Source organism: Microbacterium algeriense, from assembly GCF_008868005.1.
In the GTDB taxonomy this organism is placed as follows: domain Bacteria; phylum Actinomycetota; class Actinomycetes; order Actinomycetales; family Microbacteriaceae; genus Microbacterium; species Microbacterium algeriense.
Window position 1 is genome coordinate 419,589 of sequence record NZ_WAAO01000001.1, and the last position, 25,623, is coordinate 445,211.

At 69.7% G+C, this 25,623-nt stretch carries 26 protein-coding genes; 22 read left to right on the top strand and 4 right to left on the bottom strand.

Annotated features, from left to right (window positions below; translation table 11 throughout):
* Positions 1-22 precede the first annotated feature (22 nt).
* Together F6A08_RS02005 and F6A08_RS02010 are read right to left on the bottom strand one after the other, a co-directional pair.
* Positions 23-403 carry a type II toxin-antitoxin system death-on-curing family toxin gene (locus F6A08_RS02005; RefSeq protein ID WP_017203579.1) on the bottom strand — a complete coding sequence of 127 codons (381 nt, stop codon included), beginning with the start codon at positions 401-403 and terminating at the stop codon, positions 23-25.
* 3 nt (positions 404-406) lie between these two features.
* Entirely contained in the window at positions 407-613 is a 207-nt protein-coding gene (locus F6A08_RS02010; RefSeq protein WP_164479599.1) for a ribbon-helix-helix protein, CopG family, read from the bottom strand.
* 85 nt (positions 614-698) lie between these two features.
* Here F6A08_RS02010 and F6A08_RS02015 point away from each other — a divergent pair, with 85 nt between their 5' ends.
* The 4 genes from F6A08_RS02015 (at position 699) to F6A08_RS02030 (ending at position 5,357) form a co-directional block, all read left to right on the top strand.
* Positions 699-1,766: a histidinol-phosphate transaminase gene (locus tag F6A08_RS02015; protein WP_151458458.1), complete on the top strand. Its 1,068-nt coding sequence runs from the start codon at positions 699-701 to the stop codon at positions 1,764-1,766.
* Positions 1,767-1,872: 106 nt separating this feature from the next.
* Positions 1,873-3,000, top strand: coding sequence for a thiamine pyrophosphate-dependent dehydrogenase E1 component subunit alpha (locus F6A08_RS02020; protein ID WP_124896662.1), 1,128 nt, complete (start codon positions 1,873-1,875; stop codon positions 2,998-3,000).
* Positions 3,001-3,011: 11 nt separating this feature from the next.
* On the top strand, positions 3,012-3,977 hold the full coding sequence (locus F6A08_RS02025; RefSeq protein WP_192576711.1) for an alpha-ketoacid dehydrogenase subunit beta: 966 nt from the start codon (positions 3,012-3,014) through the stop codon (positions 3,975-3,977).
* Positions 3,978-4,004: 27 nt separating this feature from the next.
* Positions 4,005-5,357 (top strand): dihydrolipoamide acetyltransferase family protein, encoded by a 1,353-nt coding sequence (locus F6A08_RS02030; protein ID WP_124896660.1) that lies wholly within the window; start codon positions 4,005-4,007, stop codon positions 5,355-5,357.
* 109 nt (positions 5,358-5,466) lie between these two features.
* Here F6A08_RS02030 and F6A08_RS02035 read toward each other — a convergent pair whose 3' ends face one another.
* Positions 5,467-6,687 (bottom strand): ROK family protein, encoded by a 1,221-nt coding sequence (locus F6A08_RS02035; protein ID WP_151458460.1) that lies wholly within the window; start codon positions 6,685-6,687, stop codon positions 5,467-5,469.
* A gap of 97 nt (positions 6,688-6,784) precedes the next feature.
* On the opposite strand from F6A08_RS02035, the gene F6A08_RS02040 reads away from it, so the two are divergent.
* The 17 genes from F6A08_RS02040 (at position 6,785) to F6A08_RS02120 (ending at position 23,004) form a co-directional block, all read left to right on the top strand.
* A complete protein-coding gene (locus F6A08_RS02040) occupies positions 6,785-8,104 on the top strand; it encodes an ABC transporter substrate-binding protein (RefSeq protein WP_151458461.1) in 1,320 nt (439 codons plus the stop codon).
* The gene (locus tag F6A08_RS02045; RefSeq protein ID WP_192576663.1) at positions 8,101-9,039 is read left to right on the top strand and encodes a carbohydrate ABC transporter permease; all 939 of its coding nucleotides are present in this window, start codon (positions 8,101-8,103) and stop codon (positions 9,037-9,039) included. The genes F6A08_RS02040 and F6A08_RS02045 overlap by 4 nt, the downstream gene beginning before the upstream one ends.
* Positions 9,039-9,917, top strand: a complete 879-nt coding sequence (locus F6A08_RS02050; protein WP_017203571.1) for a carbohydrate ABC transporter permease — start codon at positions 9,039-9,041, stop codon at positions 9,915-9,917. The genes F6A08_RS02045 and F6A08_RS02050 overlap by 1 nt, the downstream gene beginning before the upstream one ends.
* 37 nt (positions 9,918-9,954) lie before the next feature.
* On the top strand, positions 9,955-11,649 hold the full coding sequence (locus F6A08_RS02055) for a glycoside hydrolase family 13 protein (RefSeq protein ID WP_151458462.1): 1,695 nt from the start codon (positions 9,955-9,957) through the stop codon (positions 11,647-11,649).
* Positions 11,650-11,681: 32 nt separating this feature from the next.
* A complete protein-coding gene (locus F6A08_RS02060) occupies positions 11,682-12,698 on the top strand; it encodes a metal ABC transporter solute-binding protein, Zn/Mn family (protein ID WP_017203569.1) in 1,017 nt (338 codons plus the stop codon).
* Entirely contained in the window at positions 12,695-13,540 is an 846-nt protein-coding gene (locus F6A08_RS02065; protein WP_017203568.1) for a metal ABC transporter ATP-binding protein, read from the top strand. The genes F6A08_RS02060 and F6A08_RS02065 overlap by 4 nt, the downstream gene beginning before the upstream one ends.
* Positions 13,537-14,412: a metal ABC transporter permease gene (locus tag F6A08_RS02070; protein ID WP_192576664.1), complete on the top strand. Its 876-nt coding sequence runs from the start codon at positions 13,537-13,539 to the stop codon at positions 14,410-14,412. The genes F6A08_RS02065 and F6A08_RS02070 overlap by 4 nt, the downstream gene beginning before the upstream one ends.
* Before the next feature lie 157 nt (positions 14,413-14,569).
* Entirely contained in the window at positions 14,570-14,986 is a 417-nt protein-coding gene (locus tag F6A08_RS02075; protein ID WP_151458463.1) for a Fur family transcriptional regulator, read from the top strand.
* Complete coding sequence (locus F6A08_RS02080) at positions 14,983-16,023, top strand: permease (RefSeq protein ID WP_151458464.1); 1,041 nt, start codon at positions 14,983-14,985, stop codon at positions 16,021-16,023. The genes F6A08_RS02075 and F6A08_RS02080 overlap by 4 nt, the downstream gene beginning before the upstream one ends.
* Positions 16,016-16,849 (top strand): TIGR03943 family putative permease subunit, encoded by an 834-nt coding sequence (locus tag F6A08_RS02085; protein ID WP_151458465.1) that lies wholly within the window; start codon positions 16,016-16,018, stop codon positions 16,847-16,849. The genes F6A08_RS02080 and F6A08_RS02085 overlap by 8 nt, the downstream gene beginning before the upstream one ends.
* Entirely contained in the window at positions 16,839-18,623 is a 1,785-nt protein-coding gene (locus tag F6A08_RS02090) for an Ig-like domain-containing domain (RefSeq protein WP_225855700.1), read from the top strand. Before F6A08_RS02085 ends, F6A08_RS02090 begins: the two co-directional genes overlap by 11 nt.
* 1 nt (position 18,624) lies before the next feature.
* Positions 18,625-19,350 carry a DNA-3-methyladenine glycosylase gene (locus F6A08_RS02095; protein ID WP_151458466.1) on the top strand — a complete coding sequence of 242 codons (726 nt, stop codon included), beginning with the start codon at positions 18,625-18,627 and terminating at the stop codon, positions 19,348-19,350.
* A gap of 154 nt (positions 19,351-19,504) precedes the next feature.
* A complete protein-coding gene (gene rpmB, locus F6A08_RS02100; RefSeq protein ID WP_017203559.1) occupies positions 19,505-19,741 on the top strand; it encodes a 50S ribosomal protein L28 in 237 nt (78 codons plus the stop codon).
* Positions 19,741-19,911, top strand: coding sequence for a 50S ribosomal protein L33 (gene rpmG, locus F6A08_RS02105; protein ID WP_017203558.1), 171 nt, complete (start codon positions 19,741-19,743; stop codon positions 19,909-19,911). Before rpmB ends, rpmG begins: the two co-directional genes overlap by 1 nt.
* Before the next feature lie 3 nt (positions 19,912-19,914).
* On the top strand, positions 19,915-20,220 hold the full coding sequence (gene rpsN / locus F6A08_RS02110) for a 30S ribosomal protein S14 (RefSeq protein ID WP_017203557.1): 306 nt from the start codon (positions 19,915-19,917) through the stop codon (positions 20,218-20,220).
* A gap of 408 nt (positions 20,221-20,628) precedes the next feature.
* Complete coding sequence (locus tag F6A08_RS02115) at positions 20,629-20,916, top strand: HU family DNA-binding protein (protein ID WP_017203554.1); 288 nt, start codon at positions 20,629-20,631, stop codon at positions 20,914-20,916.
* 84 nt (positions 20,917-21,000) lie between these two features.
* Positions 21,001-23,004, top strand: coding sequence for a bifunctional copper resistance protein CopD/cytochrome c oxidase assembly protein (locus F6A08_RS02120; RefSeq protein WP_151458467.1), 2,004 nt, complete (start codon positions 21,001-21,003; stop codon positions 23,002-23,004).
* 18 nt (positions 23,005-23,022) lie between these two features.
* Here the strand turns inward: F6A08_RS02120 and F6A08_RS02125 are convergent, their stop codons facing one another.
* Entirely contained in the window at positions 23,023-24,093 is a 1,071-nt protein-coding gene (locus tag F6A08_RS02125; protein WP_017203553.1) for a hypothetical protein, read from the bottom strand.
* A gap of 115 nt (positions 24,094-24,208) precedes the next feature.
* Here F6A08_RS02125 and F6A08_RS02130 point away from each other — a divergent pair, with 115 nt between their 5' ends.
* A complete protein-coding gene (locus F6A08_RS02130) occupies positions 24,209-25,612 on the top strand; it encodes an ATP-dependent DNA helicase (protein WP_192576665.1) in 1,404 nt (467 codons plus the stop codon).
* The last annotated feature ends 11 nt before the right edge of the window (positions 25,613-25,623 follow it).

The following is a 25,623-nucleotide window of genomic DNA, read 5'->3' on the forward strand; positions in this document are numbered from 1 at the left end:
GTCCCACGGACGCCCGGAGGTGTCAGCCCTGGGGCGCTTCTCGGATATGCGCGGCGAGGACGCGCGCGATCTCCTTCAGGTCCAGCCGGCTCTGAGCGACGTCGAGGACGAAGTCGAACGCCTCGTCGTTCGTGAAAGTGACGTCGTACCCGTTGAGCCGGATGAAGACGAACGTCAGGTACAGGGAGATGCGCTTGTTGCCGTCGAACAGCGCGTGATTCTGCGCGACCGAGCTGATCAGCGCCGCGGCCTTCTCTTCGAAGGTCGGATAGGCGTCGACGCCGAACATTCCGGCCGCAGGGCGAGCGAGCGCAGAGAAGAGCAGCCCTTCATCGCGGACGTGCAGCCCGAGCTTGGCGATCAGGGCGAGTGCCTGCTCGGGCTCGATGTACTCGGTCGCCATCTGTCAGGCGTCTTCGAGCCGCTGGAGAGTGTCGGCGTAGCGTTCGGTGATCTCGTCGGCGAGGGAGAGCACTCGATCCGTCTTGGACTCGCTGTTCGCGAACCGCGCGGCGGCCTCGATGATCACCGCGTGCTTGGAGATGTGTCGGGCGCGCGCGATCGCCTCGAGCTGCGCGTCGAGTTCTTCCGGGAGCCGCACCGTCATAGCCATACCAGAATGGTACCACCGCCGATCGCGCCTCGACAGAGGAGATCCCGGACTCTCGCGCCGCGAACGGTCCTCGTAGACTCGTCCCGTGACCGAGCCGATCCTGCCCCGCATCCGTCCCGCCATCGCGGCCCTCGCGCCGTATCGACAGGGCAAGCAGGCGGGGCCGGACGCATTCAAGCTCTCCAGCAACGAGAACCCCTTCGATCCGCTGCCCTCGGTGCTCGAGGCGCTGCAGAGCACCACGCCGATCAACCGCTACCCGGATGCCACCGCCGCGCGGCTGCGCACCCGTCTCGGGGCGCGTTACGGGGTCGAGCCCGACCAGGTTCACGTCGCTTCCGGCAGCGTCTCGATCCTGCACCAGCTGATCCTCGCCACGGCCTCCGTCGGCGACGAGGTCGTGTACGCGTGGCGTTCCTTCGAGGCGTACCCGAGCCTGCCGCTCGTCGCGGGGGCGACCGGGGTGCAGGTGCCGCTGACGACCGACTCCCGCCACGACCTCGACGCCATGGCCGACGCGGTGACCGACCGCACCAGGGCCGTCATCCTGTGCACGCCGAACAACCCGACCGGCCCGATCATCACGAGCGCCGAGTTCGCGACCTTCGTCGAGCGTGTGCCCGCCGACGTCCTGATCATCCTCGACGAGGCGTACGCCGAGTTCGTGACCGCACCCGATGCGGTCGACGGTCTCGCCGAGCGCGTGTTCGAACGTCATCCGAACGTCGTGGTGCTGCGCACCTTCTCGAAGGCCTACGGCCTCGCCGGCCTGCGCATCGGCTACGCGATCGGTCACGAGAAGGTGCTGGATGCAGCGCGCACCACCGGCATCCCGCTCTCGGTGACCTCCGCCGCGGAGAACGCCGCGATCGCGAGCCTCGACGCCGAGCCCGAGCTCCTGGAGCGCGTGGCCGTCATCGTCGAACGCCGCACGCGCCTGCTCGAGGGGCTCCGGGCGCAGGGCTGGGAGGTGTCGGACTCGCAGGCGAACTTCGTCTGGCTGCCCACAGGCGAGAGGACCGATGACGCGGCGGCCGCGTTCCTGGAGAACGACCTCGTGGTCCGGCCGTTCTCGGGCGACGGCATCCGCATCTCCGTGGGCGAGGAGGAGTCGATCGCCCGGGTGCTCGAGGTCGCCGGCGCCCTGCGCTGACCGGAGGACCTGCGGCGGGAGGCCCCGTTTTCTCCGGTTTCCCGCCAGTTACCAGGGCGTCCTAGTTATGCGTGACCGGGCATGCGGGCGCGGGTAGCGTGAGAGCGTGACCACCCCAGAGACACCTCTCGTGCGCGTTCTGGATGAGACCGGAAAGTTCGCGCCCAGCCCCGCTGCCGAGCAGTATCTGCCCCTGATCGAGGCGATTGGCGACGCCGAGCTCGAGCAGTTCTACCGCGACATGGTCGTCATCCGGGCGATCGACTCCCAGGCGACCAACCTGCAGCGTCAGGGGCAGCTCGCCCTGTGGCCGCCGAGTCGCGGACAGGAGGCGGCGCAGGTCGGCTCCGGTCGCGCGGCCCGCGCGCAGGACACGATCTTCCCGTCGTACCGCGAGCACGCGGTCACGCGCATCCGCGGTGTCGACCCGGTCGACATCATCAAGCTGATGCGCGGCGTCTCGCACGGCGGCTGGGACCCGACCGATCCCAAGAACGGCAACACCCGGCTCTACACGCTCGTGCTGGGGTCGCAGGTCCTGCACGCGGCGGGCTACGGCATGGGCCTCGCCTTCGACGGACGCAGCGGCACCGGCGACCCTGACCGTGACGAGGCGGTCATCGTCTACTACGGCGACGGCGCCTCGAGTCAGGGCGACGTGCACGAGGCGATGGTCTTCGCCGCCAGCTACCAGGCGCCGACGGTCTTCTTCCTGCAGAACAACCACTGGGCCATCTCGGTGCCCGTGACCACGCAGTCACGCGTGCCCCTGGTGCAGCGCAGCGCCGGTTACGGGATCCCCAGCGTCCGCGTCGACGGAAACGACGTGCTCGCCAGCTACGCGGTGTCCCGCATCGCGCTGGACGAGGCGCGTGCCGGTCAGGGCCCGCGCGCGATCGAGGCTGTGACCTACCGGCTCGGCGCGCACACCACGAGCGACGACCCGACCAAGTACCGCGGCAACGACGAGGAGCTGATGTGGGCCGGTCGTGACCCGATCGTCCGCATGCGCGCCTTCCTCGAGGGGCGCGGGGCCTCTGCGCAGCTCTTCGCCGATGTGGAGGCCGAGGCCGCGGATGCTGCCGAGGACCTGCGCGCCCGCACCGTCGAGCTCGGACCGCCCAGCCCCGACAAGATGTTCGACCACGTCTACAGCGAACCGCATCCGCTGATCGACGAGCAGAAGGCCTGGCGCGCCCGCTATGAGGCGTCGTTCGAAGGAGGAGCGCAGTGACCCTCGAGACGATGCCGCTCAGCAAGGCCCTGAACGCGGGCATGCGCAAGGCGATGGAGAGCGACCCGAAGGTCCTGCTCATGGGCGAGGACATCGGCAAGCTCGGCGGCGTCTTCCGTGTGACCGAGCACCTGCAGCGCGACTTCGGCGACCGGCGGGTGCTCGACACCCCGCTGGCCGAGTCCGGGATCGTCGGCACCGCGATCGGCATGGCGATGGTGGGGTACCGCCCGGTGATCGAGATCCAGTTCGACGGATTCGTGTTCCCCGCGTTCGACCAGATCACCACGCAGCTCGCCAAGCTCATCAACCGGCATGAGGGCGCGATCAGCATGCCGATCGTGATCCGCATCCCCTACGGCGGACACATCGGCGCGGTCGAGCACCACCAGGAGAGCCCGGAGGCGTACTTCGCGCACACCCCCGGCCTGCGTGTGGTGTCGCCGTCGACGCCCAACGATGCGTACTGGATGATCCAGGAGGCCATCGCCTCGAACGACCCGGTGATCTTCATGGAGCCGAAGAGCCGCTACTGGCAGAAGGGCGAGGTCGAGCTCGACGCGCCCGCGGTTCCGCTGCACTCCTCCCGTGTCGTCCGCACCGGCAGCGACGTGACGCTCGTCGGGCACGGCGCGATCGTGACGACACTGCTGCAGGCCGCAGCGCTCGCCGAGGCCGAGGGCACCAGCTGCGAGGTCGTCGACGTGCGCTCGCTGTCGCCGGTCGACTACGAGCCCATCCTCGACTCCCTCCGCAAGACCGGGCGCATGGTCTACGCGCAGGAGGCGCAGGGCTTCGGCAGCATCGGCAGCGAGATCGCGGCGACCGTCATGGAGCGCGCGTTCTACGCCCTCGAGGCTCCCGTGCTGCGCGTCTCCGGCTACGACACCCCGTTCCCGCCCGCCAAGCTGGAAGGCGCGTACCTCCCGGATGCCGACCGCATCCTCGAGGCCGTCGACCGCTCGCTGGCATACTGACATCCCGCTCGGCCGAAAGGACTCGTCATGAGCACGCAGAACTTCACCCTCCCCGACGTCGGAGAAGGACTGACCGAGGCCGAGATCGTGGCCTGGAAGGTCGCGCCAGGCGACACGGTCGCGATCAACGACGTCCTCTGCGAGATCGAGACGGCCAAGTCCCTCGTCGAGCTGCCGTCGCCGCATGCGGGCGTCGTGGGAGAGCTGCTCGCGGAGGAGGGGACGACGGTCGAGGTCGGGACCCCCATCATCACCTTCGTGACCGATGTGCGCGATGACGCGGGCCCTGGCGTCGTGGCGACGGCGGAGGCGCCGGCACCCGAGGAGGGCGGCGGCTCGGTGCTCGTCGGCTACGGCAACGGCGGCGGTGCGACCTCGCGGCGCAAGCGTCCGGCCGAGCGTCCGGTGCGCTCCTCCGTCGGCGTGATCGCCAAGCCGCCGATCCGCAAGCTCGCGCGGGACCTCGGCGTCGACCTGACGACCGTGACGCCCACGGGCGCCGACGGCGAGGTCACCAGGGACGACGTGGTCAAGCACGCCTCGCAGGCGAGCGTCTTCCGCAACATCGAGACGCCGGAATGGGGGACCGTCCGCGAGGAGACCGTGCCCGCGCCGCAGACCGCGCCGACCGGCCTCGCCCGCGGGATCGTCGCCCCCCGCCCTTCCGCCGCCGACGACGACCGCACCGAGTCGATCCCCGTCAAGGGCGTGCGCAAGGCCACGTCTTCCGCCATGGTGCAGAGCGCGTACTCCGCCCCGCACGTGACCGTGTGGAAGGAGATCGACGCCACCCGCACGATGGAACTCGTCAAGCGCCTCAAGGCCTCGCCCGACTACGCCGACATCAAGGTCTCGCCGCTGCTCATCATGGCGAGGGCCGTGATCTGGGCCGTGCGCCGCACCCCGATGGTGAACGCGGCCTGGATCGACACCGAGGCGGGCGCCGAGATCGCCGTGCGCCACTACGTGAACCTCGGCATCGCCGCCGCCACGCCGCGCGGCCTTCTCGTGCCGAACATCAAGGACGCGCAGGACCTGAGCATGAAGGACCTCGCCCGCGCCCTGAACCGTCTGACGCTGACCGCTCGGGAGGGGAAGACCCCGCCGGCCGATCAGCAGGGTGGCACGATCACCATCACGAACATCGGCGTGTTCGGGATGGATGCCGGCACCCCGATCATCAACCCCGGAGAGGCCGGCATCGTGGCGATGGGCACCATCAGTCAGAAGCCGTGGGTCGTCGACGGTGAGGTCCGCCCCCGCTGGGTGACCACGGTCGCCGGCTCCTTCGACCACCGCGTGATCGACGGCGACGGCATGAGCCGCTTCATCGCCGACGTCGCCTCCATCCTCGAGGAGCCCGCCCTGCTCGTCGACTGATATGAGCCGGCGCTGAGTCCACCGCGCGAGTTCAGGCGATCAAGCGAGTTCAGGCTGATTCTGCGCGCAGCGGCCTGATTCTGCGGGATTGCCTGAGCTCGCGAGGGGGTCAGGCGAGGAGGGAGAGGCGCTGCTCCGCGAGGAGGGGGACCGTGCGCTCGCGGGCGGCACGGCGCGCGGTGGCCACTGCTCCGACCGACACGACCTCGGCGCCCAGGGCGGAGGCGAGGATCTCCGGCGCCGGGAGGTGCAGCTCCTCGGGCAGGATGCGGCGGGCCGCGGCCAGCACGGGCTCGATGCTCTCGGCCACCGCCCCGCACACCACGACGCGGGCGGGGTCGTACATGCTGCCGAGCACGCCGACGATGCGAGCCAGCACGGCTCCGACCCGCTCGGCCACGAGCAGTGCGTCGGCATCACCCGACGCGGCGAGAGTGAGCACCAGTCGAGGGTCGATGCGCTCGGCTGCGACCAGGCGGCCGAGCGCGCCGTCGCCCGAAGCCGCACCTTCCGCGACCACGGCGCGCGCGGCGTCCTGCACCGAGTGCGGAAGCCCGATCGCGGAGCCCACGCCGACGATGTGGTCGAACACGACGCCCTCGCCGACGCCGCCGTGCGCGCCGTGCAGCACGTGGCCGTCGACCACCACACCGCCGCCGTAGCGCTCGCTGGAGAGCAGTGCGACGTAGTCGCGGCATCCGCTCGCCGCTCCTTCGGCGCCCTCGGCGATGGCGGCCAGCTGGGCGTCGTTCTTGATCTCGACGACCGGCGCCCTGTCGCGCAGCGCTTCGGCGAGGCCGGGGTTCGTGCGTTCCCAGAAGCCGTCGGGGTGGGGCGGGGAGACGCCGTCCCTGTCCACCGGAGCCGCGACGCCGACGCAGAGCGCGAGCACACGGTCGTGCGCGATGCCCGACTCGAGCAGCGCGGCGTCGAGGTTCTCGATGATCGAGGCGCGACGGGCGGTCGCCGACTGCCTCTGGTCGACCTCCACGCGATGGTGGACGAGCGTGCGGTCGAGGGGGTCGGCGACCGTGACGGCGATGTGCGTGTCGCCGGCGTCGATCCCGACGACGACGCCGAGCTCGGGGGAGAGGGCGAAGCGCCGGGCGGGGCGTCCGGACCGATAGCTCCCCGCGACCCTGGCGTTGGGGAGCTCGCGCAGCACCTCCGCGCCGAGCAGGGTCTCGATCGCGTCGATGGCGGTCGAACGGGTGAGAGAGGTCGCGGCCATGACGTCGGTCGCGGTGAACTCGCCCGCGGTCCACGCAAAGTCGAGCACGGCGCCGACGCTCGCGCGCCCGGTGCCGAGGCCCGTCGAGACATCTGCCACGCCGCTTGCCTTCCTGTCGTCCGAATGAGAGAGTACATGTCGAACGAGTAAATTCGCTCATTAGATTTAGTGATCCGATCTAAACCGGAGGACAACGGTGTCTGGAAGACGAACACGTGCGGCGCGGCTGATCGCCGGCGGTCTCGGGCTCGCGCTGGTCGGTGCGGCGCTCACGAGCTGCGCTGCGGGCGGGGGAGCGGAGACGATCCGCTTCACGTTCAGCAAGCGCGAGGCGATCCCGTTCATGACCGATCTCGTGGCGGAGTACAACGCCTCGCAGAGCGACGTGAAGGTCGAGATCGACACGTCCGGCGTCGACGTCGTGTCGGCGAGCTTCGTCCGCGGCAATCCGCCGGACATCATGCTCGCCAACTACAACTACGAGATCGCCCGGTTCGTGCAGCGCTGCGCGCTCACCGACCTCTCGGACACCGACGCCGCGGCGACCATCCGCGACGACCTGCAGCCGCTCATGGACCAGTACGGCTCCTGCGAGGGGCGCACCAGCGCACTGCCCTACTCGGTGATGGCCGCGTCCGTGATCTACAACAAGGAGATCTTCGAGGCGCAGGGCCTCGAGGTCCCGCAGACCTGGGACGAGCTCATCGCCGTCTGCGACCAGCTGAAGGCCGCCGGCATCGACCCGTTCTACGGCACCTTCAAGGACGACTGGACCGTCGGCCAGGGCTGGTACGACTACACCGCCGGCGGATCCGTCGACGTGATCGACTTCTTCGACGCGCTGGCCGAGGAAGGGGAGACGGTCGGCCCCGACTCCCCGGTCTCGTTCCAGAAGGACTTCGCCGAGCCGATGGACCAGATGATGCAGCTCGCGAACGACTACACGAACGCGGATGCCCCGAGCCGCGGCTACGGCGATGGGAACCTCGCCTTCGCCAAGGGCGAGGCGGCGATGTACCTGCAGGGCCCGTGGGCGTTCAGCGAGATCGCGAAGACGTCGCCCGACCTGCAGCTGGGCACGTTCCCGCTGCCCATGACCGACGACCCGGCCGATCTCGAGGTGCGGGTCAACATGGACCTCGCCGCGATGATCCCCGAGGAGTCGCACCACCAGGAGGCCGCCCGCGACTTCCTCGAGTTCCTGTACGAGCCGGAGAACATCGAGGAGTACAACGCCTCGCAGCTCGGATTCACCCCCACGACGGACGCTCCGGCCCCGGACGACCCGCGCATCGAGGGGATGATCGAGTACTACGACGCCGGGCAGATCTATCAGGGGCCCTCCGTGCTCGTTCCTCGGACGCTCCCGATCTTCAACTACGCGCAGGCGATGGTGCTCGGCGCCTCGACCGACTCGATCCTGCGCACCATGGACGCCGACTGGGCGCGGATCGCCTTCCGGGCGCCGATCCCGTCGACGCAGGACAACGCATCCGGCGAGGAGGCCGCATCATGAGCGCCACGACCACCGCATCGTCGGCCGACAGCACGACCACGATCGTCACCGGTCGCGACCGCCAGCTCCGACGCCACCGGCGCCGGGTGGAGCCGATCTACTACCTGTTCCTGCTGCCGACGCTGGTGATCTTCACCCTCGCGATCACCGTCCCCGGCGTGATCGGCATCTTCTTCAGCTTCACCGATTCGATCGGCATCGGCGAGTGGAGCTTCAACGGACTCACGAACTACATCGCGCTGTTCAGTGACCCGGCGATCCTGCAGAGCTATCTGTTCACGTTCGGCTTCTCGATCGCGACCGTGATCGTCGTCAACGTGATCGCCTTCCTGCTCGCGGTCGGACTCACCTCGCGGATCCGCTTCAAGACGGGGCTCCGCACGATCTTCGTGATCCCGATGGTCATCTCGGGCATCATTATCGCCTACGTCTTCAACTTCCTGTTCTCGAACTCCATCCCGGCCGCCGGTGCCGCGGCGGGCATCCCCTGGCTCGAGACGAGCCTGCTCGCGAACCCGGACCTCGCGTGGGTGGCGATCGTGATCGTCACGGCCTGGCAGGCGGTGCCCGGCACGCTGCTGATCTACATCGCCGGTCTGCTGTCGGTCCCCGGGGAGGTCTACGAGGCCGCGAGCATCGACGGCGCCGGCAAGGCGCAGCAGCTCACCCGCATCACGATCCCGCTCGTCGCGGGCTACGTCGTGATCAACGTGATCCTCGGTTTCAAGGGCTTCCTCAACGCCTACGACATCATCGTCGGACTCACGAATGGCGGGCCGGGCACGTCCACCCGCAGCGTCGCGATGACGATCATCGCGGGCTTCAACGGCGGCGACTACGCCTACCAGATGGCCAACGCGACCATCTTCTTCATCGTCGCCGTCCTCATCTCCCTCCTCCAGCTCTCGCTCACGCGCGGAAGGAACTCGTTCTGATGTCGACGCAGACCATCACCACGCAGACCGCGGGCGGACGCAAGCCGCGCCAGAAGATGGAACGGGTCAACTGGTCGGGCACGATCATCCTGATCCTGTGCGCCGTCACCGTCCTGCTCCCGCTGTACGTCACGATCTCGATGTCGCTCAAGACCACCGGCCAGGCGGTCGACGGCAACGCGTTCTCGCTGCCGGCTCCGTTCAGCTTCGACGGCTTCGTCCAGGCGTGGAACCTCACGAAGTTCCCTGTCGGGGCGGGCATCTCGTTGCTGGTCACCGCGGGCACCGTGGCGGCGACCATCATCCTCGCGGCGTTCGCCTCCTATGCGATCGTGCGCAACTGGGATCGCCGGCTCTTCCGCTACTCGTTCTTCTACCTGCTCGCGGCGATGTTCATCCCGTTCCCGGTCGTGGCCCTGCCGCAGATCCAGCTGACCGGACGCGTCGGACTGGACAACCCCTTCGGCGTCATCATCCTCGCCACCATGTTCCAGCTGAGCTTCAGCGTGCTGCTGTTCACCGCCTTCCTGCGCTCGATCCCGATCGAGCTGGAGGAGAGCGCCCGCATCGACGGCGCGACGACCTGGCAGACGTTCTGGCGGCTCATCTTCCCGCTGCTCGCCCCGATGAGCGCGACGGTCGGCATCTTCGCGTTCCTCTACGCCTGGAACGACTTCATGATGCCGTCGCTGATCATCTCGGATCCGGCGCTGCAGACCCTCCCGGTGCGGCAGAACCTGTTCCAGAACCAGTTCAGCAACAACTACAACGTCGCCTTCGCCTCGTACCTGATGGCGATGGCGCCCGCGATCGTGGCGTACCTCTTCACCCAGCGGTGGGTCATGGAGGGCGTCACGCAGGGTGCCGTCAAGGGCTGACCCACACCACCGCAACAACGAAGGAGCAACACTCCTCATGACCGATTCGCTTCTCACCGAGACCCGCGAAGACGACAAGACCGCCGCGTGGTGGCGTCAGGCCGCCGTGTACCAGATCTATCCCCGCAGCTTCGCGGACGCGAACGGCGACGGACTCGGCGACATCCCCGGGATCGTGTCCCGCGTCGACTACCTCGCGGAGCTGGGCATCGACGCGGTCTGGCTGAGCCCGTTCTACCCGTCCGAACTCGCCGACGGCGGCTACGACGTGGCCGACTACCGCGACGTCGACCCCCGGCTGGGCACGCTCGCCGACTTCGACGAGATGGTCGATGCCCTGCATGCCCGCGGCATCCGCGTCGTCGTGGACATCGTGCCGAACCACTCGTCGGACCAGCACGCCTGGTTCCAGGAGGCGCTCGCCGCGGGTCGCGGGTCGGCGGCGCGGGAACGCTACATCTTCCGTGAGGGCACGGGGCCCGACGGCTCCGAGCCGCCGACGGACTGGGTCTCGGTGTTCGGCGGCAGCGCCTGGGAGCGCGTCGAGGACGGCCAGTGGTACCTGCACAACTTCGCGAAGGAGCAGCCGGACTTCAACTGGGACCACCCCGAGGTGCGCGCGGACTTCCTGCAGACCCTGCGCTTCTGGTCCGACCGCGGGGTCGACGGTTTCCGCATCGACGTCGCTCACATGCTGACCAAGGACCTGACGGAGCCGCTGCCGTCGCGCGCGGAGCTCGACGCCATGGACCGCACCTCCGGCGACCACCCGCTGATCGACCGGGACGACGTGCACGAGATCTACGCCGAATGGCGGCAGGTCTTCAACTCGTACGACCCCCCGCGCACCGCGGTCGCCGAGGCGTGGGTCGACACCCCGGAGCGTCGCGCCCGCTACGCCTCGGCAGAAGGACTCGGGCAGGCGTTCAACTTCGACCTGCTGGTCGCCGACTTCGACGCGGCGCAGTTCCACGAGATCATCGTCGACAACCTCGAGCAGGCGCAGCGCACCGGATCCTCCACCACCTGGGTGCTCTCGAACCACGACGTCACCCGCCACGCCACGCGCTACGGTCTCGCTCCCCTGCACGGTCGCGCGGTCAAGCAGGGCACCGAGTGGGTCGCCGCCGGCGGTCCGGACGAGATGCTCGACCGCGAGCGCGGGCTGCGCCGGGCGAAGGCCGCATCCCTGCTGCTGCTCGGGCTGCCCGGCAGTGCCTACCTGTATCAGGGCGAAGAGCTCGGCCTGCACGAGGTCGCCGAGATCCCCGCCGAGCAGCGCCAGGATCCCGCGTTCTTCCGCGGCGCCGAGTTCGACGGACTCGGCAGGGACGGATGCCGGGTGCCGCTGCCGTGGAGCGCCGAGGGCGTCTCGTTCGGCTTCGGGGACGCCGCGGCCCATCTGCCGCAGCCGACCTGGTTCGCCGAGTACGCCGTGGATGTCGAGGCGTCCGACCCCGCCTCGACCCTCTCGCTCTACCGGGAGGCGCTGCGCCTGCGGCATCCGCTGCAGAGCGACGAGACGCTGGAGTGGATCGAGACCGGGCGCGCAGATGTGCTGCGCTTCACGCGCCCGAACGGCTGGCAGATCGTCACGAACTTCGGCACCGACCCCTTCGACCTGGGGGCGGACGCCGACGAGGTGGTCCTCGCCAGCACCCCGCTCGAAGGCTCGGCGCTGCCTGCGGAGGCCACGGCCTGGATCGCGCCGTCGGGAGCGACCGCGATTTGATAATGGTTCTCATTAGCGTTTAGAGTGAACGCATGAAGAAGCCCGTCGTCGCCCTCGCCCTCGCATCCGTCGCAGCCCTCGCGCTCGCCGGATGCTCCACCTCCGCATCGGGAGAGGGCGACGACGGCACCATCACCGTCGTCGCGAGCACCAACGTCTACGGTGACATCGCGGCGCAGATCGGGGGCGACCGCGTCGAGGTCGAGTCGATCATCACCTCCGCCTCGCAGGACCCGCACTCCTACGAGGCGAGCGCGCGCGACCGCCTGACGGTGCAGAAGGCCGACCTCGTGATCGAGAACGGCGGCGGCTACGACGCCTTCATCGACAGCCTGCTGCAGGACGCGAAGGACCCGCACACCGTCACGGCCGTCGAGTACTCGCACGACTTCCCCGGCAACGAGGGGCACGACGAGGCCGAGCACGATCACGCCGAGGACTCGGCGACCGACGCGCCAGCGGAGGACCACGACCACGACCACGCCGAGGGTGAGGACGGCCACGAGGGGCACAACCACATCGAGGGCTTCAACGAGCACGTGTGGTTCGATCCGCACACGATGATCCACGTCGTCGAGGCCATCGCGGATGAGCTGTCCGAGCTCGACCCCGACGGCGCGGAGGAGTTCGCGACCAACGCCGATGCGCTCGTGGCTGATCTCGAGGGCTTCGAGACCGACCTGGAGACGATCAAGGCCGACTCCGCAGGGACGAACGTGTTCATCACCGAACCGCTCCCCGGGTACCTCGCCGCGGCGGCTGGACTGACCGACGTGACGCCGGAGGGCTTCGCGGAGTCGGTCGAGGAGGGTGCCGATGTCGCACCCGCCGTGCTGCTCGAGTCCCTCAAGGTGATCGAGAGCGGTCAGGTCGCGGCGCTCCTCACGAACGCCCAGACGGGAGGAGCCGAGACGCAGCGCGTCGAGGCCGCCGCGAAGGATGCCGGCGTCCCGGTCGTGGCCTTCACGGAGCTGCTGGAAGACGGATCGTCGTACTCTGAGTGGATGAGTGACGCGATCCAGAGCCTCGCCGCCGCCGTCCAGCAGTGAGCGGCGCCCTCCGGCCGGCTCAAGGAGCCACGACGGGTACGGGTTCGGTCCTCGAGATCGCCGACGCCTCGCTCCATCGCGGAGACCGCGAGCTGTGGTCTGGCCTGGACCTGACGGTCGATCCCGGCGAGTTCATCGCCGTGCTGGGCCCGTCCGGTTCGGGCAAGACCACCCTGTTGCGCAGCATCCTCGGTCTGCAGCCGCTGTCGTCGGGGACGATCCGGGTGGCGGGCGAGCCCGTGCACCGCGGCAACTCCCGCATCGGATACATCCCGCAGCAGCGCTCACTCGCTCCCGACACGAGCATGCGGGCCCGCGACCTGGTCGCGCTCGGCGTGCAGGGCAGTCGCTTCGGCTTCCCCATCCCGCACCGGGGGGACCGGGCCAAGGTCGATGGTCTGCTCGAGGCGGTCGGCGCTTCGCACTTCGCCGATCGCCGCGTGGGACTGCTGTCGGGCGGCGAGCAGCAGCGGCTCCGCGTCGGTCAGGCTCTCGCCGACGAGCCCGCTCTGCTGCTGTGCGATGAGCCGCTGTCGAACCTCGACCTCGCCAACCAGCTCGCCGTGACCGACATCATCGACCGGCAGCGGCGGGAGCGCGACGCGGCGGTGCTGTTCGTCACGCACGACGTCAACCCGATCCTCGGCCGGGTCGATCGCATCCTCTACATCGCCGGCGGCCGGTTCCTGCTCGGCACCCCGGACGAGGTGCTGCAGACCCGCGTGCTGACCGACCTCTACGGCACTCCGGTGTTCGTGCTCCGCGCCGGCGACCGCCTCGTCGTCGTGGGCGTGCCCGACGCCGAACCCCACCACGATCACGACCACGGAGGTGCCGCATGAGCGCCCTCGCCGTGGTGCCGATGGTCGGCTGGGACGACGTGTTCTCGTTCCAGGACTACGGCGAACTCGTCGTGCTGCTGTCGAACTCGATCATCGCGGGTGCCGTCCTCGGCATCGTCGGCGGTCTGATCGGCGTCTTCGTGATGCAGCGCGACCTGGCCTTCGCGGTGCACGGGGTGAGCGAGCTGTCGTTCGCCGGCGCGGCGGCCGCCCTGCTCTTCGGCGGAAGCGTGGTGGCCGGCTCGCTCGGCGGCGCTCTCGTCGCCGCGATCCTGATCGGGGTGCTCGGCGCCAAGGCCCGCGATCGCAACTCCGTCGTCGGGGTGCTGATGCCGTTCGGCCTGGGTCTCGGCATCCTCTTCCTGTCGCTGTACGACGGCCGCAGCGCCAACCGGTTCAGCCTTCTGACGGGCCAGATCGTGTCGGTGTCGAGCCCGGATCTCGGCTGGCTCATCGGCATCAGCGTGGTCGTGCTGCTCGGACTGCTCGTGATGTGGAACCCGCTGCGCTTCGACTCGCTCGACCCCGAGTCGGCCGCCGCCCGGGGCGTGCCCACGCGTGCGGTGAGCCTGCTGTTCATGGTGCTGCTGGGCCTGATCGTCGCGGTGAGCGTGCACATCATCGGAGCGCTGCTGGTGATGGCGCTGCTCGTGACGCCCGCTGCGGCCGCGATGCGCGTGACCGCCGGTCCGATCGCCGTGCCGCTGCTGGCCGCGCTGTTCGGCTTCGTCTCGGCCGTCGGGGGGATCCTGCTGGCCCTCGCCGGGACCCTGCCGGTCAGCCCATACATCACGACGCTCTCGTTCACGATCTACGTCGTGTGCTGGATCGTGCAGCGCGTGCGGGCGCGGGTGAAGCGGGTCAGCGCCTGATCGGCTCGTCCGGTCCGCAGACGATCTGCGGACGGAAGGACGATCGACCGACGTTCTCGCGGCGGGGCGTCGGCCGTTCGTCCTCGCCTCCGCGAATCGTCTGGCCGCCCTTCCACGCTCCCAGCCCCCGCTGAGCCCTGCGGCCTAGACTCGTCGTATGGTTCAGCGGAACACCTGGCAGCGCGAACGCGTGCGCGAAGCACTCGCCGACGCGCGCGGATTCGTGAGCGCGCAGACGCTGCACGCCTCGCTGCGTGACGACAACACGGGCATCGGGCTCGCCACGGTCTACCGCGCCCTCGCCGGTCTCGCCGCCTCGGGTGACGCCGATTCGCTGCAGAGCCCCGAGGGCGAGGCGCTGTACCGCGCCTGCACCACCCAGGGGCACCACCACCACCTCATCTGCCGCAACTGCGGCCTCACGGTCGAGATCGAGGCCAAGGACGTCGAGCAGTGGGCGCACCGCACCGCCGCTCTGCACGGTTTCACGGAGGCCGCCCACGTCGTCGACATCTTCGGACTGTGCACGCCCTGCACGAACAAGCGCGAGGCGGAGAGGGCCGCGGCCGCGTGAGTCCCTCGGCAGCAACGGCGACCCGTCACGGCCACACCCATCGCCCGACGCCCTCGCCCCGATCCGCGTGGGTCGGCGCCGGCCTCGGTGCCGCCATCATCGCCGCGCTGTTCCTGATCGACGCCTTCCTGCCCACCCTGTTCCCCGCCTCGCTGCCGACCCGTGCGCAGGACGGGCTCACCCTCGCGCTCAGTGTGCTCATCGAGGCCCTGCCGTTCGTGATCCTCGGCGTGCTGCTGTCGATCGTCGTGCAGGTGTGGCTCCCCGCCGACGTCATCCACCGCTGGCTCCCGAAGCGGGCGTGGGCCCGTCGTGCGGTGCTGTCCCTGCTGGGGATGCTGATCCCGGTGTGCGAGTGCGGCAACGTGCCCTTCGCGCGCGGACTCATGATGCGCGGCCTCGCCCCGGCCGAGGCCATGACGTTCCTCATCGCGGCTCCGATCGTGAACCCGATCGTGATCCTCACCACGCACGCCGCGTTCGGCTGGGACGGCGGCATCCTCGTCGCCCGCCTGGTCGGCGGCTACCTGATCGCGAACCTGATCGGCTGGATCTACAGCCGGCACCCCGACCCGGATGGCATGCTCACGCAGCGCTTCGTCGACACGTGCGAGCGCGTCACCCACGAGCCCGGCACCCCTGTGCGCCGCAGCCTCACCCAGTTCCTCATCGAGCTGCGCGCCGTGATGCCGGCGCTCGTGATCGGCTCCGCGCTCGCCGGAGCCGTGCAGGTGCTGATCCCTCGCGACATGCTCCTGGCGATCGGGTCGAACCCGGTGCTGTCGATCGTCGCGATGATGGCCCTCGCCATGACCGTGGCCATCTGCTCGAACGTCGACGCCTTCTTCGCGCTGTCGTTCGCCTCGACGTTCTCCTCCGGCGCCATCGTCGCCTTCCTGCTTGTCGGTCCTCTCGTGGACATCAAGATGCTCGCCCTCTTGCGCACGACCTTCACCGGCCGCACCCTCGCCGGGATCGTCGGGATCGTGGTCGCCGCCGCCTTCGCGATCGGGATCGGGGTGAACGTCTTTGCCTGAGCACTCCATCTCCCGGGCGCGCGCCCTCGGCACCCGCTGGCTGGGTGTGGGGCTCGCCGCCGTGATCGCGGTCGTCACGCTCGGTCTCGGCGTCACCGGTCGCCTCACCCTCTACATCAGCCCGGAATCGGTGTGGTTCGCGTGTGCGGCCGCGGTCGTCACGATCGCGGGGGCGATCTGGTCGTGCACCCTGCCACTCGGCGCGGAGGGCGATCACGGACATGACCACGGCACCGCCGGCGATGTCAGCAGTGCTGCGTCCAGCGACCCCGGCGACCCCGCATCCGAGGGGGCCGACGCGCCGCCGCGGGCCGCACGTCCGTCTCTCGCGGGGGTGGGTGCCGTCGCCGGCGGAGTGATCGCCACGGGCGTCGTCGCCGCGGCACTGGTGCTCCCGCCCGCATCGCTCTCCGTCGAGCTCGCGATGTCGCGGGCCGGGGAGCAGACGGCGCTCTTCGCCGGATCCGACACGGTGGCGCTCGGCGTGGCCGACACCTCGACGTTCGGTGTCGGCGACTGGGCGAGCGTGTTCGCCGCCGCGACCAACACGGCCGCCTACGACGGTGCCACGGTGAAGCTCACCGGTTTCGTGACGCCCGATGCGGCGGACGACGACGGAGTGAACCTCACACGACTCGTCATCACCCACTGCGTGATCGACGCGCAGACGGCTGCCCTGCCGGTGTCGGTGGACCCGAGCGAGTACCCGACCGGGCAGTGGGTCGAGGTCACCGGGACGGTGCGCGCCGACACGGACGGCAAGCTCCGCATCGAACCGTCCGACGTCATCGCGATCGAGGAGCCCGGGGACCCCTATGAGTACTGACGACGAGCGCCCCGAGGTGCCCGCCGTTCCTCGCACGCGCGCTGAGATGCGCGCGGCCAGGGAGGCGGCGGAGGCGGCGGAGGCGGAGCGCATCGACCGCGCCGTCACGACGCCCGACCCGGAGGCGCACCCCGCGGAGGAACCCGATCCGGCCGCGGTCGAAGCCGCGATCCGCGAGGCCGGCGATCGGGAGGTCGCCGAGCAGGAGGCAGCCGCCCGCAAGATGGCCGCCTTCGAGGCCGCTGCCCGCGATGACGTCGAGGCGACCGCGCTGCCGTCCGTTCCGCTGCCCACCGAGCCCGTGTCCGTCGGCGCCGCGCCCGTCGCCGGCGCGGTGACCTTCGAGCCGTACACGCCGCCGACGCGCGGCAACCCGGCGGAGGACGATCCGGAGCGCGAGCCTGCGCGGCCGCGCCGGTTCGGGCTCACGCTCGCCGCCGTGCTCGGCGTCCTGGTTCTCGTCGGAGCCGGACTGGGCATCGTCGGCCTCCTGCAGGGACCGCGGATCAGTGAGGTGCAGGTCGATGCCGCCCAGGCGATCGAGTCGTCCGGGAGCAGGGTGATCCTCACCGCGAACCAGTCCCTCGCCGAGATCGATCCGGCTCAGGTGTCCGTCGAGCCCGCGGTGCCGTTCACGGTCGATGCCTCCGGCCGCGGCGTCGGCGTCCGCTTCACGGTGCCGCTCGACGACTCCACGACCTACACGGTCACGGTGGCCGACGTCGTCGGAGCGGGCGGCGGCCCCGCCGCGACCCTGACGACCAGCTTCGAGACGCCGGCGTCGAGCATCTTCCTGCTCCGACGCGACGTCGACGGCAAGGACACGATCTTCCGCACCGACCTCAGCGGGGAGAAGGCGGTCGCCGTCTTCGAGCACGACAAGATCAACGACTTCCGAGCCACCTCGACGCACCTCGTGGTCGCCGTGGAGGAGGACGAGAGCTCGCGCCTGATCGTGATGGATCGCGACGGCGGAGACCAGCGCGACCTGAAGCTGCCCGGCGACGGCTCTGTGGGCGCGATCCAGGTCTCCGAGCGCGGCGGACTCGTCGGCTACAGCTACTCCGACCGCAAGCTCAGCGACACCGAGGGGCGCGCGAGCGTGCTCGTGACGCAGTCGCTGAACGGCGGAGACGAACCCCAGATCATCGAGGTCGGCGGACAGGAGGCGAGCGTCTTCGTCTGGCAGTTCGTGCCGGACAGCGCGGCCGTCCTGTTCATCGACTTCGACGGCGCGCTGTCGCTCGTGGACCGCTCCGCCGACACGGGCGTGCAGTCCCTCGGACTCGCGGCCACGATCCAGGGCATCTCCCGCGGCACGTACACCGCGATCGTCGAACGCCTCGACGGCGCGGTGGTCGAGCTGAACCTGGCCGACGGGACAGAGCAGCCGCTCGCGGCCTCCGATCCCGACTACGGCACGGCCACGTCGATCACCCCGTTCCCCGGCGGAACCCTCCGCCATGTGGTGGCGCGCGACGACGCCGGGCTCCCGGTCGGGCAGGCGGTCATCCGGGTGGACGACGATGGCAAGGCGACACCGCTGGTCGAGGTCGCCTCCACCGACTCGATCCTGCAGGCGTGCGCCTCCCCGAGCGGACAGTATGCGGCGGTGGTGATCGCCCCCGACCTGGCGAACAACCCCTACGACGGGATGCTGCTGCCTCTTCCGGAGAACGTCGAGACGCACCTGATCGACATGGACTCCGGCGAGGAGATGGTCGCCCTCACCGGCTTCGACGCGTCCTGGTGCCAGACGGCGCCGCGGTTCTGAGATGACGGCGTCGGGACGGCTTCGTCGGGCGACCCGCGACGACGTGCTGCGTTCAGCCGTCGAGGTGGCTCCGACCCTTCTCGGCGGGGAGCTGCGCACGGTGGTGGTCGAGGACGGCGAACCCGTGGAGGTGCGGGTGCGCATCACCGAGGTCGAGGCGTATCACGGTCAGGGCACGGGCGAGCTCGCCGATCCCGGTTCGCACGCGCGGATGGGGCGCACGGCGCGCAACGCCACGATGTGGGGAGAGCCGGGGCACCTCTACGTCTACCTGAGCCACGGCATCCACTCCTGCATCAACGTGGCGTGCGGACCGGAGGGGCAGGGGGACGGGGTGCTGCTGCGCGCGGGAGAGATCGTGTCCGGCCTCGACGCGGCCGCCCGCCGGCGACGTGCCGCCCTGCCGCTGACCCGCACGGGGCGCCGAGACCTCGCTCGAGGGCCGGGGCGGCTCGGCCAGGCGGTCGGCCTCCGGCATCCGGTCCATGACGGCATCGACGCGATCACGTCCCTGGAGTGGCACGGCGCCACGGCGGAGCTCTGGCTGGGGACGCCGCGGTCGGATGTGATCAGCGGTCCGCGCGTCGGAGTGGCGGGTGTGGCCGGGACCGATGCGTTCCCCTGGCGCTTCTGGATCGACGGCGACCCCACGGTGTCGGCGTTCCGCTGGGGGAGGGGCGCTGCGGAGGCGGCTGCCCTGCGCGGTGGCGACTCCGTGCTAGACTGACTCTTCGTCTGCGCACGCTCCTGTGCGCAGTTCGCATGCTTCCCCTCCTGATCGGTCCCTGAGTTCGTCTTGCGGGCGGCGAGGTGGAGTCGCGTGCAGACAAGGGATCTTGGGTGAGGCCGTCCGGTCTCACGGTATAGAAGGAGTCAACATCATGGCAGCAGTGTGCCAGGTGACCGGAGCTGTTCCCGGCTTCGGTCACAACGTCTCGCACTCGCACCGCCGGACGAAGCGCCGCTTCGACCCGAACGTGCAGAAGAAGACCTATTTCGTCCCGTCGCTCGGTCGTAAGATCACGCTGAACGTGTCCGCCAAGGGCATCAAGGTGATCGACGTGCGCGGCATCGAGAACGTCGTCAAGGACCTCCAGGCGAAGGGTGTGAAGCTCTAATGGCCAAGAAGGCTCAGGACGTCCGTCCGATCATCAAGCTGCGTTCGACGGCAGGTACGGGTTACACGTACGTGACGAAGAAGAACCGCCGCAACACCCCCGACCGCCTCGTGCTCAAGAAGTACGACCCGGTCATCCGTCAGCACGTCGAATTCCGAGAGGAGCGTTGATCCATGGCTAAGAAGAGCAAGATCGCGCGCAACGAGCAGCGCAAGGTCATCGTCGAGCGCTACGCCGAGCGTCGTGCCGAGCTGAAGAAGACCCTGATCGACCCGAACGCCACCGACGAGGCCCGCGAGGCCGCGCGCGTCGGCCTGCAGAAGCTGCCGCGCAACGCGTCGCCGGCTCGCGTGCGTTCGCGCGACGTCATCGACGGCCGCCCCCGCGGTGTCCTCACGAAGTTCGGCATCTCGCGTGTCCGCTTCCGTGACATGGCGCACCGTGGCGAGCTGCCCGGCGTGACCAAGTCGAGCTGGTAAGCACTCCCGCTCCCTGAGCTCGTCTCGGGAACGGACAAGGGGCGAGGATCTTCGGATCCTCGCCCCTTTCGCGTCCCCGGCCCGCTCCGCCCCTCGGCCGCTTCGCTGGGTTCAGGCGATCACGCCGGATCAGGCAGATGGGTGGCGAAAGCGCCTGTTCTCGCGTGATCGCCTGAATCGGGGAGGTGTGCGGGGACGCCACCCAGGTGCCCGAGACAGGCTTCGGGCGGGCGCGAATCTGTGACGGAAGTGACGAATGTGACGCGACACGCCCAGTAATTGCCCAAAACCCGCGAAATGACGCGGAAATGCGGGTGGTGGTTGGTACATTCGAGGCGGTCGACAGACCAGGAGCACCCGCTCCGATACCCACAACGATGCGACGGTCCTTCGTCGCTGGAGGATGACATGGCTGACAAGTCCATCACCAAGACCGAGCTCGTCGCGAGCATCGCTTCCGCCACCGGCCAGAGCCAGGCCACCGTCTCCGGTGTCCTCGACTCCCTGTTCGCCACGGTCTCCGACGCTGTTGCCAAGGGCAGCAAGGTCTCCATCCCGGGCTGGATCTCCTTCGAGCAGGTCGACACCGCTGCTCGCACGGGCCGCAACCCGCAGACCGGCGCCGAGATCAAGATCCCGGCCGGCAAGCGCGTCAAGGTGACCGCCGGTTCCAAGCTCAAGGCTGCCGTCAAGTAAGACCGCACGTCTTCGCAGGCCGCTCCCGCTCGTCGGGGGCGGCCTTCGTGCTTTCTCCCTGCCGGGCGCGCCTAGGCTGGAGGGGTGAGTTCCCGCAGCGAGTCGACGAGTCGCGTTTCGGCGTATCGCGTCGCCGGAGTCGTCCTCCTCCTCGCCGCGGCGCTCGTCGCCGTGATCCTGGCGCTCCTCGTCGGAGGCGGCGCCGAGCCACCGCTCCTGCAGGACCCGGGACCCTTCGTGCTCTGGGGCACGCCGATCGCGAAGCTCGTGATGAACATCGCGGCGGCGGTGATGCTCGGCTCCCTCGTGCTGGCTCTGTTCGGCCTGCGTGCGGGCGAGCGGGCGTTCGATGCGGCACTCAACATCGCCTCGGTGGGCGCCGCCGTCTTCACGATCTCCGCGGGTCTGGCGGGGTTCCTGGCCTTCATGGCGGCCTTCAACCCCCAGCTCAGCATCGAACGGGAGTTCGGCACGCAGCTCGGCCGTTTCCTGCTGGAGCTGCCGCTGGGGCAGTCCTGGCTCATCACCACGATCTTCGGCGCCGTCATCACGGTGCTCGCGTTCGCCTGGCGGTCGTGGACCCCCACCCTGATCACGGCGCTGCTCGCCGCCGCGTCCTTCCTCCCGCTCGCGACGCAGGGGCATGCCGGCGACCTCGACGGCCACAACATGGCGGTCAACTCGATCCTGCTGCACACGGTCGGCGCGGCGGTGTGGCTCGGCGGTCTGCTGCTGCTCGTCCTGCTGCGCGGACGCCAGGACGTCGACACGGCGAGCCTGGTGCGCCGCTACTCCTCCCTGGCGATCGCCGCGTTCGCCGTGGTCGCCGTGTCAGGCGTCACCCGCTCGATCGTCGCGCTCGGCGGCTGGGATGCCCTCTGGGGGACGCCGTACGGCTGGATCGTGCTCGCGAAGGTGGCGCTGCTGGGCGGCATGGGGCTGCTCGGCGCGTGGTACCGCGCACGGCTGATCCCGCGGCTCGACGGTCCGCGCGCGGCCGGCTGGTTCTGGCTGCTGGTGCTGTGCGAGGTCGCCCTGATGGGGCTGGCGTCCGGTGCCGCAGCCGCCCTCGCGCGCACCCCTCCGCCCACCGGAGAGACCGCCGCGTTCGCGCAGACGCCCGCCCAGGTGCTCACCGGGTCGCCGCTGCCGCCCGAGCTCACCCTCGAGCGCTGGTTCACGCAGTGGGACATCGACGTTCTCTGGCTCGTCGCCACCGGTTTCGGGCTGTTCCTGTACCTCGCCGGAGTGTGGCGTCTGCACCGCCGCGGCGACCGCTGGCCGATCCACCGCACCGTGTTCTGGGTGCTGGGCATGCTGATGCTCGTGTGGGTGACCGGCGGGCCGATCAACGCGTACCAGGAGTACCTGTTCAGCATCCACATGCTCGGGCACATGATGCTGTCGATGGCCATCCCGCTGCTGCTCGTCTCCGGCGCGCCGGTCACACTCGCGCTGCGAGCCGTCCACAAGCGGGACGACGGTACCCGCGGCGGTCGCGAGTGGATCATGTGGGCCGTGCACTCGCCGTTCGCCCGCGTCGTCACGCACCCGTTCGTCGCTGCCGCGATCTTCATCCTGTCGCTGTGGGCCTTCTACTTCACCGATCTGGTGCGCTGGTCGATGTTCGAGCACCTCGGCCACGAGTGGATGGTGATCCACTTCCTCATCTCCGGCTACCTGTTCGTGATGAGCCTGATCGGCGCCGATCCCGTCCCGTACCGCCTGCCGTACCCGGGACGCCTGATCACGCTGATCGCGGTCATGGCCATGCACGCGTTCTTCGGCATCGCGATCATGATGCAGGAGGGGCTGATGGTCGCGGACTGGTTCGGCGCGATGGGACGCGACTGGGGTGCCGACCCGATGCAGGATCAGTACGTCGGCGGTGGCATCGCCTGGTCGATCGGCGAGATCCCCACGCTGATCCTCGCGATCACGGTCGCGATCCAGTGGAGCCGCAACGACACCAAGCTGCAGAAGCGCCGCGACCGGCACGCGGATCGCACGGGGGATGCCGAGCTCGAGGAGTACAACGCCAAGCTCGCGGCTCTCGCCGACCGCGATCGTCGCAGCGAGGGCCGCTGAGGCCGCACGCGGCTCCCGTCAGTCGATCGTCGGCTCGTCGGGTGACCCGACCCTGATCGACGCGGAGCCGTCGGGGAGGATCACGATCGTGCCGTTGAGGCGGAACGGCACGTCCTCGGACACGGGGTCGATCGAGCCGTCGAACAGCGACCGGATCTCGACGTCGACGTGCGCGACGGCATCCGTGGGCGGGATCTGCCACTGGGCGCCGTCCGGGACGACCGTCACCGTCGGCTGCTGGGCGATCGACCACTTCGGCGGAGAGGCGATGCGGTTCGTGACGCGCAGCCCGAACGGGCACGCGGTGGGCTGCAGCACCTCCTGCGTTGTGCACTGCGTGAGGAACTCCTCCACGCGCTGCTGCACGACCTCGACGAACTCGTCGGTCGGCGTGGTCTGCACGTCGAGCGGCGTCTCGGCGAGCGGGGTGTCGGCGAGCACGCCGTGGCCGGATGCCGTCGCGATCGGCGTCTCCACCGAAACGGAGTACAGGCCGGGGGTGAACACGAGCAGGGGCAGCGGGTCGAGCGGGGCCGCGTCGACCCCCGCCGCGGAGACCTGACGGCGGTCGACCTCGAAGCCGTTCACCGCGAACCGGTCGCTGCCGCGCACCGTGAGATCGACGACGGCCAGCGGGCTCGTGCGGAAACGCCAGTTCGGCGTGACACCCGCCCATCCGTCCTGCTCGATGAGGAAGGTGCTGGTGCCCTCGTGTCCGCTCGCCCGGTAGCTGACCGTGACGGCCGTGCCGCCCTCGGCGGGCTTCTCCGATTCCACCTCGACGTCCGTCAGCGGGGCGAGCGCCGAGCGCCGGAGCATCGCCTCGGAGGCGGTGGGTGCGATTCCGGCCTCCTCGAGGGTCTCCCGGTCGATCGCGACGCCCGGAACGCGGAGGGCATCGGCGGCGCGCCCGGACGAGAGCAGGTCGAGATAGCGCACCACGAACGCGGACGGGCCGTAGAACTGCTGATAGAGCGTGGCACCGCCGGCTCCGAGAGCGGCGACGAGCATCAGGCCCACCACCGCGAGCAACGCGAGGTCAGCGCCCAGGCGCGCGCGCCGGGACGCGCTCCTCCGGGCCCGCTCCATGGCGTCAGTCTAGGAGGGCGGCCTGAGGGGACGCCGAGCGTCGGCGTCCCGGACGGGAGGCCGGGACGTAGCATGGTGGGGCGCCCCGTGTCCGCCCTCCGCCTCTGTGAGAACCGTGTCCCTTCCCGCCCTCTCCGAGGAGCAGCAAGAGCTGTTCCGGCTCATCGAGGACACCAGCGAGCACGTGTTCATCACCGGTCGCGCCGGCACCGGAAAGTCCACGCTCCTCCAGCACTTCGCGTGGAACACCGAGAAGCAGATCGCGATCTGCGCGCCGACCGGTGTCGCGGCGCTGAACGTGGAGGGGCAGACCATCCACTCCCTGTTCCGGCTGCCGATCGGCCTGATCGGGGACGCGGACATCGACCAGAACGACGCGACCCGGCGGATCCTCAACGCGATCGAGACCCTCGTGATCGACGAGATCTCGATGGTCAATGCAGACCTGATGGACGCCATCGACCGTTCGCTGCGGCAGGCGCGGGGCCGCAGGGGTGAGCCGTTCGGCGGCGTGCAGGTCGTCATGTTCGGCGACCCGTACCAGCTCGCCCCCGTGCCGCCGCGTGGCGACGAGGCCCGCTACGTGCAGGACCACTACCGCTCCTTCTGGTTCTTCGACGCGAAGGTCTGGGCCGGCCCCACAGGCTCGGGGGGCGATTCGGCAGGCTCGGCGAACGAGGGGCTCTTCGAGGTCGACACCCGCGCCGAGCTGCACGTGCGCGAACTGGTGCAGATCCACCGGCAGTCCGACGACGGGTTCAAGTCGATGCTGAACGCGGTGCGCTACGGCCGGGTGACCGCCGAGATCGCGGACGTCCTGAACACGCAGGGCGCGCGCACCCCGCCGGAGCCCGAGCCGGGCGAGGTGCCGATGATCACGCTCGCGACGCGCAACGACATCGTGAACGCCATCAACAGCCGGCACCTGGCCGCGCTGCCGGGCAAGGAGCAGACCGCGCGCGCCGAGATCAACGGCGACTTCGGACGCGGCGAGGCGGCCCTCCCCGCGGAATCGGAGCTCAAGCTCAAGGTCGGCGCGCAGGTGATGTTCCTCCGCAACGACACCGCCATGTCGGGGGAGCCCCCGCGGTGGGTGAACGGCACGATCGGCACCGTCACGCGCATCCTCGGGGGAGCGGTGCGCGTCGACATCGACGGCGAGGAGGTGGATGTGGAACCCGCCGTCTGGGAGCGGTTCCGGTACGCCTACGACCCGAACACCAAGAAGCTGTCGCGTGACGTCGTCGCCGAGTTCACGCAGTTCCCGCTGCGGCTGGCCTGGGCCGTCACGATCCACAAGTCGCAGGGCAAGACCTATGAACGCGCGATCATCGACCTCGGCTCCGGTGCCTTCGCCCCCGGGCAGACCTATGTCGCGCTGAGTCGGCTGACCTCCCTGGACGGCCTGTACTTGTCGCGGCCGTTGCGCCCCCGGGACATCCGGGTGGATGAGGATGTGCGTCGCTTCATGCGCGACGCGTGGATCGCGCGGTCGACCCCGGAGCTGCCGAAGACCTGAGCGGGACGCGC

Coding starts and splice junctions, on each gene's coding strand:
- F6A08_RS02090 (WP_225855700.1), top strand. CDS start 16,839: ATGAGTACTGACGACGAGCGCCCCGAGGTGCCCGCCGTTCCTCGCACG.
- F6A08_RS02030 (WP_124896660.1), top strand. CDS start 4,005: ATGAGCACGCAGAACTTCACCCTCCCCGACGTCGGAGAAGGACTGACC.
- F6A08_RS02005 (WP_017203579.1), bottom strand. CDS start 403: ATGGCGACCGAGTACATCGAGCCCGAGCAGGCACTCGCCCTGATCGCC.
- rpmB (WP_017203559.1), top strand. CDS start 19,505: ATGGCAGCAGTGTGCCAGGTGACCGGAGCTGTTCCCGGCTTCGGTCAC.
- F6A08_RS02025 (WP_192576711.1), top strand. CDS start 3,012: ATGCCGCTCAGCAAGGCCCTGAACGCGGGCATGCGCAAGGCGATGGAG.
- F6A08_RS02010 (WP_164479599.1), bottom strand. CDS start 613: ATGGCTATGACGGTGCGGCTCCCGGAAGAACTCGACGCGCAGCTCGAG.
- F6A08_RS02055 (WP_151458462.1), top strand. CDS start 9,955: ATGACCGATTCGCTTCTCACCGAGACCCGCGAAGACGACAAGACCGCC.
- F6A08_RS02045 (WP_192576663.1), top strand. CDS start 8,101: ATGAGCGCCACGACCACCGCATCGTCGGCCGACAGCACGACCACGATC.
- F6A08_RS02115 (WP_017203554.1), top strand. CDS start 20,629: ATGGCTGACAAGTCCATCACCAAGACCGAGCTCGTCGCGAGCATCGCT.
- F6A08_RS02050 (WP_017203571.1), top strand. CDS start 9,039: ATGTCGACGCAGACCATCACCACGCAGACCGCGGGCGGACGCAAGCCG.
- F6A08_RS02125 (WP_017203553.1), bottom strand. CDS start 24,093: ATGGAGCGGGCCCGGAGGAGCGCGTCCCGGCGCGCGCGCCTGGGCGCT.
- rpsN (WP_017203557.1), top strand. CDS start 19,915: ATGGCTAAGAAGAGCAAGATCGCGCGCAACGAGCAGCGCAAGGTCATC.
- F6A08_RS02095 (WP_151458466.1), top strand. CDS start 18,625: ATGACGGCGTCGGGACGGCTTCGTCGGGCGACCCGCGACGACGTGCTG.
- F6A08_RS02060 (WP_017203569.1), top strand. CDS start 11,682: ATGAAGAAGCCCGTCGTCGCCCTCGCCCTCGCATCCGTCGCAGCCCTC.
- rpmG (WP_017203558.1), top strand. CDS start 19,741: ATGGCCAAGAAGGCTCAGGACGTCCGTCCGATCATCAAGCTGCGTTCG.
- F6A08_RS02070 (WP_192576664.1), top strand. CDS start 13,537: ATGAGCGCCCTCGCCGTGGTGCCGATGGTCGGCTGGGACGACGTGTTC.
- F6A08_RS02075 (WP_151458463.1), top strand. CDS start 14,570: ATGGTTCAGCGGAACACCTGGCAGCGCGAACGCGTGCGCGAAGCACTC.